This window comes from Variovorax sp. 160MFSha2.1 (genome assembly GCF_048305075.1).
Taxonomy (GTDB): domain Bacteria; phylum Pseudomonadota; class Gammaproteobacteria; order Burkholderiales; family Burkholderiaceae_C; genus Variovorax; species Variovorax guangxiensis.
This window is the reverse complement of record NZ_CP157624.1, coordinates 4,067,053-4,079,240: the sequence shown is the minus strand read 5'-3', so window position 1 is coordinate 4,079,240 and position 12,188 is coordinate 4,067,053. Positions and strand designations below refer to the sequence as shown.

The 12,188-nt window shown below is 69.5% G+C and carries 11 protein-coding genes; 5 read left to right on the top strand and 6 right to left on the bottom strand.

Features of this window, described 5'->3' with window-relative positions; translation table 11 throughout:
* The first annotated feature begins 97 nt into the window (after window positions 1-97).
* Entirely contained in the window at window positions 98-1,084 is a 987-nt protein-coding gene (locus ABL838_RS18495; RefSeq protein ID WP_184637047.1) for a sialic acid TRAP transporter substrate-binding protein SiaP, read from the top strand.
* Between the two features lie 4 nt (window positions 1,085-1,088).
* On the opposite strand, the gene ABL838_RS18490 is transcribed toward ABL838_RS18495, so the two are convergent.
* The 3 genes from ABL838_RS18490 to ABL838_RS18480 form a co-directional block, all read right to left on the bottom strand.
* A complete protein-coding gene (locus ABL838_RS18490) occupies window positions 1,089-2,507 on the bottom strand; it encodes a GTPase/DUF3482 domain-containing protein (RefSeq protein ID WP_418121420.1) in 1,419 nt (472 codons plus the stop codon).
* On the bottom strand, window positions 2,504-3,907 hold the full coding sequence (locus tag ABL838_RS18485) for a DUF2868 domain-containing protein (RefSeq protein WP_418121419.1): 1,404 nt from the start codon (window positions 3,905-3,907) through the stop codon (window positions 2,504-2,506). Before ABL838_RS18485 ends, ABL838_RS18490 begins: the two co-directional genes overlap by 4 nt.
* A gap of 357 nt (window positions 3,908-4,264) precedes the next feature.
* A complete protein-coding gene (locus ABL838_RS18480) occupies window positions 4,265-4,870 on the bottom strand; it encodes a TetR/AcrR family transcriptional regulator (protein WP_126022003.1) in 606 nt (201 codons plus the stop codon).
* A gap of 70 nt (window positions 4,871-4,940) precedes the next feature.
* Here ABL838_RS18480 and ABL838_RS18475 point away from each other — a divergent pair, with 70 nt between their 5' ends.
* Window positions 4,941-5,369 (top strand): VOC family protein, encoded by a 429-nt coding sequence (locus ABL838_RS18475; RefSeq protein WP_418121418.1) that lies wholly within the window; start codon window positions 4,941-4,943, stop codon window positions 5,367-5,369.
* 7 nt (window positions 5,370-5,376) lie between these two features.
* Here the strand turns inward: ABL838_RS18475 and ABL838_RS18470 are convergent, their stop codons facing one another.
* Both ABL838_RS18470 and ABL838_RS18465 read right to left on the bottom strand, forming a co-directional pair.
* Window positions 5,377-7,179 (bottom strand): ABC transporter ATP-binding protein, encoded by a 1,803-nt coding sequence (locus ABL838_RS18470; RefSeq protein ID WP_126022145.1) that lies wholly within the window; start codon window positions 7,177-7,179, stop codon window positions 5,377-5,379.
* A gap of 125 nt (window positions 7,180-7,304) precedes the next feature.
* Entirely contained in the window at window positions 7,305-8,237 is a 933-nt protein-coding gene (locus ABL838_RS18465) for a LysR substrate-binding domain-containing protein (RefSeq protein WP_418121417.1), read from the bottom strand.
* A gap of 117 nt (window positions 8,238-8,354) precedes the next feature.
* On the opposite strand from ABL838_RS18465, the gene ABL838_RS18460 reads away from it, so the two are divergent.
* Entirely contained in the window at window positions 8,355-9,182 is an 828-nt protein-coding gene (locus ABL838_RS18460; protein WP_418121416.1) for a DODA-type extradiol aromatic ring-opening family dioxygenase, read from the top strand.
* Between the two features lie 4 nt (window positions 9,183-9,186).
* Here the strand turns inward: ABL838_RS18460 and ABL838_RS18455 are convergent, their stop codons facing one another.
* The gene (locus tag ABL838_RS18455; RefSeq protein ID WP_418121415.1) at window positions 9,187-10,644 is read right to left on the bottom strand and encodes a glycosyltransferase family 2 protein; all 1,458 of its coding nucleotides are present in this window, start codon (window positions 10,642-10,644) and stop codon (window positions 9,187-9,189) included.
* 147 nt (window positions 10,645-10,791) lie between these two features.
* On the opposite strand from ABL838_RS18455, the gene ABL838_RS18450 reads away from it, so the two are divergent.
* Both ABL838_RS18450 and ABL838_RS18445 read left to right on the top strand, forming a co-directional pair.
* Entirely contained in the window at window positions 10,792-11,352 is a 561-nt protein-coding gene (locus tag ABL838_RS18450; protein ID WP_126022008.1) for a cytochrome b, read from the top strand.
* Complete coding sequence (locus tag ABL838_RS18445) at window positions 11,349-12,188, top strand: alpha/beta fold hydrolase (protein ID WP_418121414.1); 840 nt, start codon at window positions 11,349-11,351, stop codon at window positions 12,186-12,188. The genes ABL838_RS18450 and ABL838_RS18445 overlap by 4 nt, the downstream gene beginning before the upstream one ends.

Genomic DNA, 12,188 nt, shown 5'->3' with positions numbered 1-12,188 from the left:
TACGATTCCAGCGCCGGACGCATTCGCCCGGCACCCGTCGCCGCGTGGCTTCGATCTTGCATGGGGTGCGGGCTGTTCTCAACCCGAGGGAGAGTCGATGAAAAGCTTGTTGCCGTGGCGCCGCGCCGGTGTTTTTCTCTGCCTGGCGTTCGCGGGCGCGGTGGCTGCCCATGCGCAGGCGCTGCAGTTCAAGTGGGGCCATGTCTACGAGCCCACGAGCATCTTCCACCAGCAGGCCGAGCTGGCGGCGCGCAAGATCGCCGAGCAGTCCGAAGGCAAGATCAGGATCGAGGTGGTGCCTTCTTCCAAATTGGGACAGGAGGGCGACTATCCGCTGATGCTGGCCAACGACTCGATGCAGATCGCCTACGTCGGGCAGGCCACGCTGGCCGAGGGCTATCCGCCGCTGAGCCTGGGGAGCTACCCCTTCGCCTTCAAGGACCTCGACCACATGCGCAAGTACCTGGCGAGCCCGCTGCTGGCCGAGCTGATGAAGGGCTACAACGAGAAGAGCGGCAATCGCATGGTCGCGTCCGTCTACTACGGCGCGCGCCAGGTCACATCGGCAAAACCGCTGGCCAGGCCGGAAGACTTCCGCGACCTGCGCCTGTACGTGCCCGCCGCCGCGGCCTACCAGCTTTTCGCCACCGCGGTCGATGCCAAGCCGGTGACGCTGCCCTTCATGAGCCTGTACGGCTCGCTCAAGAAGAGCGAGGTGGAGGCGCAGGAAAACCCGCTCGACATCGTCAAGTCGAAGAAGCTCTACGAGGTGCAGAAGTACGTGCTGCTGACCGCGCACGTCTACGACACGCTGGGCATCGTCATCGGCAAGGCCGCGTGGGGCAAGCTGACTCCGCAGCAGCAGGCGATGGTCGAGAAGGTGCTGGTGGAAACAGCCAAGTGGACCAACGTCGGCGTGATCGCCGGGGAGCTGGAAGACGAGAAGTTCCTGCGCGACAAGGGCATGACCGTGTCGCCGGCCAACCGGCAGCTGTTCCAGGAGCGGGTCGTCAGGCGCTCGACGCCAGAGCAACTGGGCGCGCGGCCGGGCGACTATGCGCGGCTGCAGGCGCTGGTGAACTAGGGCGCTAGGGCGTTTCGACGAAGGCGCGTTGCAGCGCAATCGACAACTCCGCCACCAAGGCCTCGCGCTGGGGTGACGGGCGCCAGAAGCTGCGGGACGCGATGCCACCGGATTCCCATTCGGGATGGTTGCGCGCCGGCTGCGCGCCACGAACCGCGGCCGCCGCGGCGCGCGTGGGCGCATCGCCGTCCTCTGGCGATTCGGTGGCGATGCGCTGCGTGGCCGCATGGCCGCGCAGTTCCAGCGCCTGCGTGAGCTTCAGCTGCCATGCGGCCAGCGTGAACAGCACGCCGTCTTCCACGGTGAGCTCGTGCACGTCGCGCAGCTTGTTGGCAATCTTGCGCCCGAGCGGCCCCAGGCCCTGCGACACCGCGCCGCCGATGGCGCCGCCGAGTGCCGCGCCCGCGCCCAGCGAGATGCCGGCCACGGCCAGGTCGGCCACAACGCCCACCGCCGCGCCGATGACGGCGCCCTTGCCCAGGCGCAGGCCGGCGTCTTTCATGGCCTCGGGGCTGAAGAAGTCGAGCGTCCAGCGGCCTTCGATGATCGGCAGCGGCGCCTCGTCGGCATCGCCCTGGCGAAAACCGTAGAGCGCGAGCAGGTCGTCGGTGCAGCGCTGGGCCTTGTCGAACACGTCCTTCTGCAGCGCGGCGACCAGGGCCTTGCGGCGCGCATCGTCGGCGAACTCGGTGGACGACACCGTGCGGCGCACAGCCGCGGCATCGACCAGCAGGCTTGCGATGCGCGAGCACGCCGATTCGCGCCGGCGCACGGCCTCGGCGGCCAGCGAATCGACCACGCCGCGCAGCAGATCGCGCCGATCGCGCAGCAGCGTGGCGAGGTCGCCGTACAGGTCCTGCTCGGCGCCGACGAAGGGCGCCGCCGCATCGAAGCGCACCTGCACGTGCAGGCCGTAGGCCGAGAGCAGCTCCTTCCACGCCGGCTCGCGGCTGGCTGCGTCGCGCACGAAGTTGAGCACCGGCAGCACAGGGCGCGCGCAGGAGTTGAGCAGTTCGATCTCGTCGCGGAACTTGGGCAGCACCGGCTCGCGCACGTCGATGACCAGGAAGGCGGCGTCGATGTCGAGCATGGTGCGCAGAACCTTTGCCTCCTGCTCGAACACGCCGTGCGCCTCGGGCCCGCGCAGGAACTGGCGGATGCGCTCCGGTGGCGTCGCCTGCGCGTCGAAGCCGGCGGCAAGGTGCTCGCGCAGCGCGACGGCGTCTTCCAGCCCCGGCGTGTCGAAGAAGCGCACGGCGGCCTCGCCGTTCACCTCGAGATCTACCGATTCGACATGGCGCGTGGTGCCGGGGCGTTGCGACACCTCGCCGAAATCGACGCGCCGCGTGAGCGTGCGCAGCAACGAGGTCTTGCCGGCGTTGGTGTGGCCGACCACAGCGATGCGGATGGCTTGCTGCGTCATGGAGCGATGGCGCTTTCGGGCAGGGCGGCTTCGAGGCGTTCGCTGGCGGCGACGCGTTCCAGGCCGGTGTCGCGCAGCCAGTCGAGCCAGCGCTGCGTGGCGTTGGCACCGGGCGAGTCGGCCAGCCACAGGCGGCATTCGCCGCAATGCGCCAGCACCTCGCGCAGGAAGCGCTCGGTACCGCGGTCGGGGCTGGAGGCGGCGTGGCAGACCATCAGCACCGTGCGTGGATGGACCCGGGCCAGCTGATCGAGCAGGGCGCGGCGTGTGGGGGCGCTGCCGTCGATGCGCTGCGCCTGCGCTGCAATGGCCGCGGGCAGCGCGGCTGGCGGCCAGGGCATGTCGGGCGGCAGCTCGAAGCCGAGCACGAAGATGGCGTCTTGCAGTTCCGATGCAGGCAGGCTCGAAGGCGTGGCGCCGCGCAGGCGGCCCGGGTCGGCATCGACGATGGCGGCCGACGCCATCGCGGCGAAGCGGGCCAGCAGCTTGCGGTAGTAGGGTTCGTGCCAGTCGGGCTGCAGCGCCTTGCGGCAGCTGCGCAGGACGCCTGCGCTCAGCAGCACCAGCGCGATGCGCGGCAGCAGTCCGTAGACCGCGATGCAGCCGGTGAGCCACAGCGCCCAGGTGCGTTGCCCGCCGGCGCTAGCGGCACCAGGGGCGGCCATCACCGTGGCGGCATCGGGCACCGGAAAGCCCAGCTTCGCCGGCAGCCACCCCAGTGCCTGCACGGCACGCACGAAAAATTCCGGCTCGAGGATCGTCGTTTCCCAGCTCAGCGTGTAGCTGCGAAACGCGAGCGCGAACAGCATCGCGGCCAGCACGACCGCGAACGACAGCGACCAGATGCCGTGGCTCACGAGCCCGAAGGCCCAAGGCAGAAGCTTCGCGCGAGACAGCAGCCCCGTGGCCGCGCGCACCAGCACCGGCGCTTGCCCGCGCTTGCCGCCGGCCACGCGCGCAGTGAGCGACAGCCAGATCCAGCCCAGCGAGGCGGTGTTGAAGGAGCCGATCGGCAGCCACAGCCCGACGAGCCACAGCAGCAGCGTCAGCGCATGCAGCCCCAGCAGGCTCGCGAGCGCGACGATCACGTTGATGTGGCGCTCCCCGCCGCCGACCACGTTGCCCGCGAGCCCGAGGCCGGCCACGACGATGAGCGCCGCGAGCCCGAGCAGCACCCAGGGCGCCCATTGCCGGGCACGCGCGAGTTCAGGCTGCAGGCCGATGCGCTCGCCGAGCAGCAGCGCGCGCTCGGTGACCTGGCGGTGGGAATCCGCTGCGCGGGAGGCCGCGGTACGCAGGGCCTGCGCATCGTCGAGCGGACCGTTCTGCTCGGTCCATCGGATCGCCTCGGTGATCACCGCGTCCGTAAAGGCGGGTTCGCGCAGCGCGGTGTTGGTCAACAGGGTCCCTTCGCAGCCAGTCTGTATCTGTATCAGTCATCGAGGCCCGGCGCAGGGCGAGGCCGCGCAAATTATGCCCGGCGCTTTCCGGCCGGCCACGACGCGCCACGACGAAGAACGGGGCCGCGAGCGGCCCCGTTTCACGGGATGAGCGGGGGGTGGGATCAGCGAAGGCCGAAGAACGAAAGCACGGCAACGACCACCACGACTAGACCGACGATGTAGATGATGGAATTCACGCGAGGACTCCTCTGTGTTGAAGATGAATCCAGCATCGCGCGGGCATTGCGGCCCGACTGTCGGCAGGGGGCGGCGCGTGCTGTAGGCGGGTGTGAAGCGCCGGGCCGGAGGGGGCTGTCAGCGTTTACGAGCGGGGCCCAGCGCGCGCTCCAGCAGCCACAGCATCGCCGTGCGGGTCTCTTCCACATCGGCGCCCGCGTCGATGGCCAGCGCGGCGCGGTCGAAGGCGGCCGAGAGCAGCGGGGTGAGGGCGTCCAGCGAAACCTCGTCCTTGCCCACGCCGGCACGCACGAGGCCCTCGCGCAGCGAAGCGGCCGAGGTGGTGTCGTCCAGCGCCATGATTTCTTCCATGCCGAGCACGGCGGGCCCGTCGATCAGCAGCAGCCGCGTGCGGCCCGGCGCCGTCATCGCGTTCAGGTAGGCCTTGCTGCCTTCCAGCAGCGCCTCGCGCGGCGAGAGCTGCTCGGGCGCGGCGGCCTCGATGTCGGCCGCGACGGCCTGGCTTTCGCGCTGCAGCACCTGGCGGAACAGGTCGCGCTTGTCGGCGAAGTGGTGGTACAGCGCGCCGCGCGTGATGCCCGCGGCCACCGCGATCTCGGGCGTGGAGGTGTCGCCGTAGCCCTTGCCGACGAAGAGGGCGCGCGCCGCGTCCAGCAGCGCGAGGCGGGTCGTTTCGGTGCGCTCGCGGTTGGTTATGACCGTCGCCGATGTGGTCTTGCTCATTTACATGCAGCCTGTCTGTAAGTTATATTCAATTTACATGCAGTCTGTATGTTAGATGAAAGGACCCACCGTGAAAGTGACGAGCTACTACCCCGTTCTCATGACCAACGATGTCGCCGGAACGGCGGTTTTCTACAAGACGCACTTCGGCTTCACGCCGCTCTTCACGAGCGACTGGTACGTGCACCTGCAGCTGGCTGACGAGCCCTCGGTGAACCTGGCCGTGCTCGACGGCCGGCACGAGACCGTCCCGGCCGCGGCGCGCGGTCAGGTGGCAGGCGGCACGCTGCTGAACTTCGAGGTGGACGATCCCGATGCGGTGCACGACCGGCTGAAGGCCGCCGGCCTGCCGATCCTGCTGCCGCTGCGCGACGAGGCCTTCGGCCAGCGCCACTTCATCACGCGCGATCCGAACGGGGTGCTGATCGACGTGATCAAGCCGATCCCGCCGTCGGGCGAATTCGTGGCGCAGTACGAGGCGGGCGCCCTCCCGACCTGAAGGCCGGTCAGGCGCGCAGCGCTTCGTCTTCTTCCAGGCTGTCGCCCAGGAAGCCGCCGCTCTGGTGTGCCCACAGCCGCGCGTACAGCCCGCCCTGGGCCATCAGCGTGCGGTGGTCGCCTTCTTCCACCACGCGGCCTTCGTCGAGCACGATGAGCCGGTCCATCGCGGCGATGGTCGAGAGCCGGTGGGCGATGGCGATCACGGTCTTGCCTTCCATCAGCGTGTAGAGGCTCTGCTGGATGGCGGCTTCCACCTCGGAGTCGAGCGCGCTGGTGGCTTCGTCGAGCAGCAGGATCGGCGCGTCCTTCAGCATCACGCGGGCGATGGCCACGCGCTGGCGCTGGCCGCCCGAGAGCTTCACGCCGCGCTCGCCCACGTGCGCCTCGTAGCCGCGCCGGCCTGTGGCGTCGCCCAGCGTCTGGATGAAGTCGTGCGCCTCGGCGCGTTTGGCTGCCGCCTCGATCTGCTCCTTCGTCGCGTCGGGCCGGCCGTAAGCGACGTTGTCGGCGACCGAGCGGTGCATCAGCGAGGTGTCCTGCGTCACCATGCCGATATGGCCGCGCAGCGAGTCCTGAGTGACGTGCGCTATATCTTGTCCGTCGATGAGGATGCGGCCGCTTTCCAGGTCGTGGAAGCGCAGCAGCAGGTTCACCAGCGTCGACTTGCCCGCGCCCGAGCGGCCGACCAAGCCGATTTTCTCGCCGGGCTTCACGGTCAGCGTGAGGTCGTCGATCACGCGGCGGCCCGCGTCGCCATAGCGGAAGCTCGCGTGCTCGAAGCGCACCTCGCCGCGCGGCACTTCGAGCGCCCGGGCATCGGCCGCGTCGAGCACGGTGCGCGGGCGCGACAGCGTCTTCATGCCGTCCTGCACCGTGCCGATGTTCTCGAACAGGCTGGTCATCTCCCACATGATCCAGTGCGACATGCCCTGCAGCCGCAGCGCCATCGCGGTGGCCGCCGCCACGGCGCCGATGCCGACCGCGCCGTGCGACCACAGCCACAGTGCCACGCCCGCCATGCCGGCCGTGAGGCCCATGCTCAGCGTGTGGTTGACGATCTCGAAGGCGCTCACCAGGCGCATCTGGCCGTAGCCCGTCTTCATGAACTCGCGCATCGCGTCGCGCGCGAAGCCGGCCTCGCGCTGCGTGTGCGAGAACAGCTTGACGGTCGCGATGTTGGTGTAGGCGTCGGTCACCCGGCCGGTCATCAGCGCGCGGGCGTCGGCCTGCTCCTTGCCGACCTTGCCCAGGCGCGGCACGAAGTACACCAGCGAACCGATGTAAAGCGCCAGCCAGATCAGGAAGGGCCAGACCAACTGCGCGTCGAGCACGCCCACAAGAATGATCATGGTGGCCACGTACACGCCCATGGCCACCAGCACGTCGGCCAGCACGAACACCGTGTCGCGCACCGCCAGCGCGGTCTGCATGACCTTGGCCGTGATGCGGCCCGCGAACTCGTCCTGGTAGAAGGCCATGCTCTGGCCCAGCATCAGCCGGTGGAAGTTCCAGCGCAGGCGCATCGGCAGGTTCACCGCGAGCGTCTGGTGCTTCACGATGGTCTGCAGCGCCACCACCACGATGCTGATGACGAGGAAGGCCGCCAGCCACATGAGCGTGCCGCCGCGCTCCTGCCACAGGCGCGAGGGCTCCTGGCCCGCGAGCCAGTCGACGATGCGCCCGAGGATGGCGAACAGCGCTGCCTCGAAGATCGACATGGCGGCGGTGAGCACCGCCATCACCGCGATCTTGCCGCGCACGCCGTGCGTGCAGGCCCAGAGAAAGGCGAAGAAGCCCTGCGGCGGCATCGGAGGCTCGGCGGCAGGGTAGGGATGAAGGAGTTTTTCGAAGAAGCGGAACAAGAGCGAGGTCTCCCGGAGAGCTCAGGACTTTAGCCGTGCATGCATGACCTTGCCCCGAAAAGGTGCGTTCTTCAGGAAGCGTTCAGCGGGCCGCGCGGCTTGCCCTGGCTCGCCGCAGGCGGGCCCAGCCGCTCGCCCAGGAAGTCGATGAAAGTACGCAGCTTGGGCGCCATGTACTGCCGGCTCGTGTAGACCGCGAAGAGCGTCACCGGCGTGGCCTCGAAGTCCGGCAGCAGCCGCAGCAGCCGGCCCTGCGCGATGTCGTCGTCGATCAGCCAGGTGGGCATGTAGGCGATGCCCATGTCCGCGCGCACCGCGTGCAGCGTGAGCGTGGTGTCGTCCGAGCGCATGGCCGGCGCCAGACGCAGCGGAAACATCCGCCCGCCCGGGCCCTTGAGCGCAAGGTTGTCCAGGTTCACGTAGCTCGGCACGATGGCGCCCAGCTTCGCGAGGTCGGCCGGCACGGCGGGCACGCCGCCCATGCGCTCCAGGTAGGCGGGCGTGCCGGCGAGGAAGAAGGGCACCCGGCACAGCGGTCGGGCGATCAGCGCGGGCGAGGGCTCCTGCGTGGCGCGCAGCGCGAGGTCGTAGCCGTCGGCCGCGAGGTCGACCTTGCGGTTCTCCAGGTGCATGTCGACCAGCACTTCCGGGTACTTCTCGCGGTAGTCGGCCAGCACCCGGGCGAAGCGCGGCGTGGCGCACCACACGGGCGCGCTCACCTTGAGCTGGCCGCGCGGCACGTCGCTGGTCTGGCCGATGGCGGCCTCGGCCTCGTCGAGCAGATCGAGCGCGCGGCGGCTCTGTTCGTACCAGGCGGTGCCGGCCTCGGTCAGGCTCAGGTGCCGGCTGGAGCGATGCAGCAGCCGTGCGCCCAGCGACTTCTCCAGCTGCGCCACGTGCTTGCTCGCCATCGGCGCAGACATGCCCAGCCGCCCGGCCGCGGCCACGAAGCTGCCCGCTTCCACGACTTCGCGGAACACCCGCAGGCTGGTCATCCGGTCCATGTGCGCATCCTTGTCGAAGATTTCCTGGCAGGAACTGATCCGATGCATCGTAGCCTGTCGATTTCCTTGGAGGAAATGTCTACAGTCGATCCAACGCTTTCATCGAGGAGCATCGACTTGACCCACGACAACACTTCCGCTTCGCCCCGCCTGCCCACGTATTTCATCTCGCACGGCGGCGGCCCCTGGCCCTGGATGAAGAAGGAGATGGGCCCGACCTACGACCGGCTCGAAGCCTCGCTGGCCGACATGCCCCGCCAGATCGGCCGCACCCCCGCCGCCATCCTGATGGTGTCGGCCCACTGGGAGGCGCCCGCCTTCACCGTGCAGGGCAACGCCAGGCCGCCCATGATCTACGACTACGGCGGCTTTCCCCCGCATACCTACGAGGTGCACTACGACTCGCCCGGCTCGCCCGAACTGGCGCAGCGCGTGCAGTCGCTCATCGCCGCTGCCGGCCTGCCGGTGCAGATCGACCCCGAGCGCGGCTACGACCATGGCATGTTCTCGCCCATGGCCGCCATCTACCCCAAGGCCGACGTGCCGGTGGTCCAGCTGTCGCTGCGCCGCGGCCTCGACCCCGCCGAGCACCTCGCGCTGGGCCGCGCGATCGCACCGCTGCGCGACGAGAACGTGCTGATCGTCGGCAGCGGGCTGAGCTACCACAACCTGCGCAACTTCGGTCCGCAGGCGCACGGAGTGTCGAAGGCTTTCGATGACTGGCTCGACGCTGCCGTCGTGAAGAGCACGGCCGGCGAGCGCAACGCGCAACTGCTGCAGTGGGATTCAGCCCCGGCGGCGCGCATGGCGCATCCGCGCGAGGAGCATCTGATTCCGCTGATGGTGGCCGTTGGCGCGGCAGAAGGCGAAGCCGGCGAACGCGTGTATCACGAGGATGCGTTCATGGGCGGGCTCGTGGTGTCGAGCTTCCGGTTCGGCGGCTGAAGCTTCAGCCGCGCCGAACGCCATCGGCATCGACCAGCCCCACCCGCGTCTGCCGGCCCCAGGTTCCGCGCCCCGTCAGGAACATCCACCAGCCCCATGCCGCACCCGTGTGCCGCAGGATCTGGAAGGTGAAGGGCTCGATCAGCGCGGCTGCGAAGGCCTGCACGAAGTTGGCTTCGCTGCCGTTGCCGACCCAGCGCCGGTACAGGTGCACCGACCACAGGTGGAAGACGAGGTCGAGCACGATCTTCGCGCCGATCACGCCGGCCACCGGCGCCAGCACCCCGAGGTTGCCGCGCGCCAGGTACACCAGCAGCAGGCCGAAGGCGGCAAGGCCATAGAGCGGCTGCAGCGTGTCGACGGCCTTCACCGGCAGCATCGCGACGCCGAGCCAGCCGTAGCGCCGGTCGCCGACCATCGCGCGGTACCAGAACTGCGTCTGCAGGAAGCCGCCGAACCAGCGGCGGCGCTGGCGCAGGAAGGCGCCGGTGCTGCTCGGCGCGTCGGTGTGCGCCTGCGCGTCGCCGAGCACGCGCACGGTCCACGGCAGGCTGTGGGCCTGGGCGTGGCGGTGCAGGCGGTGGATGAGTTCGTAGTCCTCGACCAGGCAATCGGTGTCGAAGCCGCCGACCGCGCGCACCGCCTCGGTGCGAAAGCCCGCGAAGGCGCCCGAGATCAGCAGCAGGCCGTTGACGCGCATCCATGCATAGCGCGAGAGGAAGTTGCGGATGTACTCGTAGGTCTGGAACCACTGGAAACAGCGGCCGGCCAGCGTGCGGCTGCACACGGGCGTGATGACGCCGGTGGCGGCGACCAGTTCCGGCTCCTCCGAGAAGGCGCGGCGCACGGCGCCGATGGCGCGCCTGTCGAGCAGGGTGTCGCCGTCGACCGTGAGCACGATGTCGGTGTCGATGCGCAGGATGCCCGCGTTCAGCGCCACCGCCTTGCCGCCGTGCGGCAGCCGCAGCCAGCGCAGCGACGGATGCAACGTGCTGGGCGCGCTCAGCTCGCCGGGCTCGGGAGCGACGAGCCCGTAGCGCGTGGTGAGCAGCTCGGCCGTGCCGTCGCTCGAGCCGTCGTCGGCGATCACGATGCGCTCGGGCAGGTCGGTCTGGGCGAGCAGGGCGGCCAGCGTCACCGGCAGAACGGCGGCCTCGTTGTGCGAGGCGACGATCACGCCCAGGGTGTTGCGCCGGGCGGCCGCAGCGGGTGAAGGCGTCGGCCGGGGCCGCAGGATCGGCAGCGTCATCCACGCGACGAACAGCAGCAGCACCGTGTCGTAGAGCACGTAGGCCACGCCCACCGACCACGCCCCGACATCGACCGCCTTGAACGCCATGGCGAAGAGCAGCACCCACAGCACGAGCACGCTCCCATGGATGAGCCAGCTGCGCAGCGGCGTGGCGGGGGGAGACAGGCGCGGCGACGCGGCCAGGAAGGCGCTTTGTAGAGGATCGTTCAAGGGAAGTGGGCCCGGGCGGCTGTCGATCGGTCGGTCGGAGGTTCGTGATACGCAAATACTCGGCCTGCGGTTTCGAAAAGCCCGGGGAATGCCCGGACAATCGCACGCGCTCCCGACTGAGTCGGCCCCCGCCCGAAAATTCCCCGCATGCTCGCACAAACCCGCTACACCCGAACCGCGATCGCGCTGCACTGGCTGATCGCGGTGCTCATGATCGTCAACATCGCGCTGATCCTGCTGGTCGACCGCTATCCCGACGACTGGGTGCGCCCGGCCGTCGACACCCACAAGTCCATAGGCATCACGGTGCTGGGCCTGGTCATCATGCGCATCCTCTGGCGCGCCACGCACCGGCCGCCGGCCATGCCGGGCTCCTACGGCGCCTTCGAGCGCTTCGCCGCCCACCTGGCGCACGGCGCGCTGTACGTGCTGATGATCCTGCTGCCGCTGTCGGGCTGGATGCACGACTCGGCCTGGAAGGACGCCGCCACGCACCCGATGCAGCTCTTCGGCCTGTTCGAATGGCCGCGCATCGGCTGGATCATGGCCATCGAGCCGACGGTGAAGGAGACCTGGCACACCGTGCTGGGCGGCGTGCACGAATGGGCCGGCTACGTGCTTTATGTGCTAGTCGGGCTGCACGTGCTGGCCGCGCTGAAGCACCAGTTCCTCGACGGCGAACGCGAACTGCAGAGGATGTGGCCATGAACGCCGACCTCATCGCGCGCATCGACGCGCTCTCGACCCATCACGACGCGGTGCACGAGGGCGTGCGCGTGCGCTGGCGCCGCTTCGGCACGGACGCCAGCCGGCCACCGCTGGTGCTGCTGCACGGCGGCCACGGCAGCTGGATGCACTGGCTGCTCAATGCAGAAGCCCTCTCGGCCGGCCGCACGCTGTGGCTGCCCGACATGCCGGGCTTCAACGAATCCGACGCACCGCCGCGCGTGGCATCCGGCGAAGATCCGCTGCAGCCGCTGCTCGCCGCGCTGGGCGGCACGCTCGACCGGCTCATCGGCGCAGGTACCGTCATCGACCTGGGCGGCTTCTCCTTCGGCGGGCTGACGGCCGCGCGCTTCGGCGCCGGTCGCGGTGCGGTCCGTCGCCTCGCGCTGATCGGCAGCGGCGGCCACGGCACGCTGCGGCGCATGACGGCGCAGATGATCAACTGGCGCGCCGCCCCCGACCGCGAGGCCGAGCGCGCGGCGCTGCTGCACAACCTGGCGGCGCTGATGCTGCATGACGCGGCCGCCATCGACGAGCTGGCGTTCGCCATCCACGACGTCTCCTGCCACGGCACGCGCTTTCGCAGCAAGGAGGTGTCGCAGTCGGGCGGGCTGCAGCAGGCGCTGGCCACGATGGGTGTGCCGACGCTGCTGCTGTGGGGCGAGTTCGACGTTACGGCCGATCCGCGCCCGCTGGTGGCTCAACTGGCGGCCGAAGGGCCGGCGCGCGAAGGCGTGGTGATCGACGGCGCCGGGCACTGGGCGCAGTACGAGCGCGCCGACGAGGTCAACGCGCGGCTCGTGGAGTTCTTCCGCTGA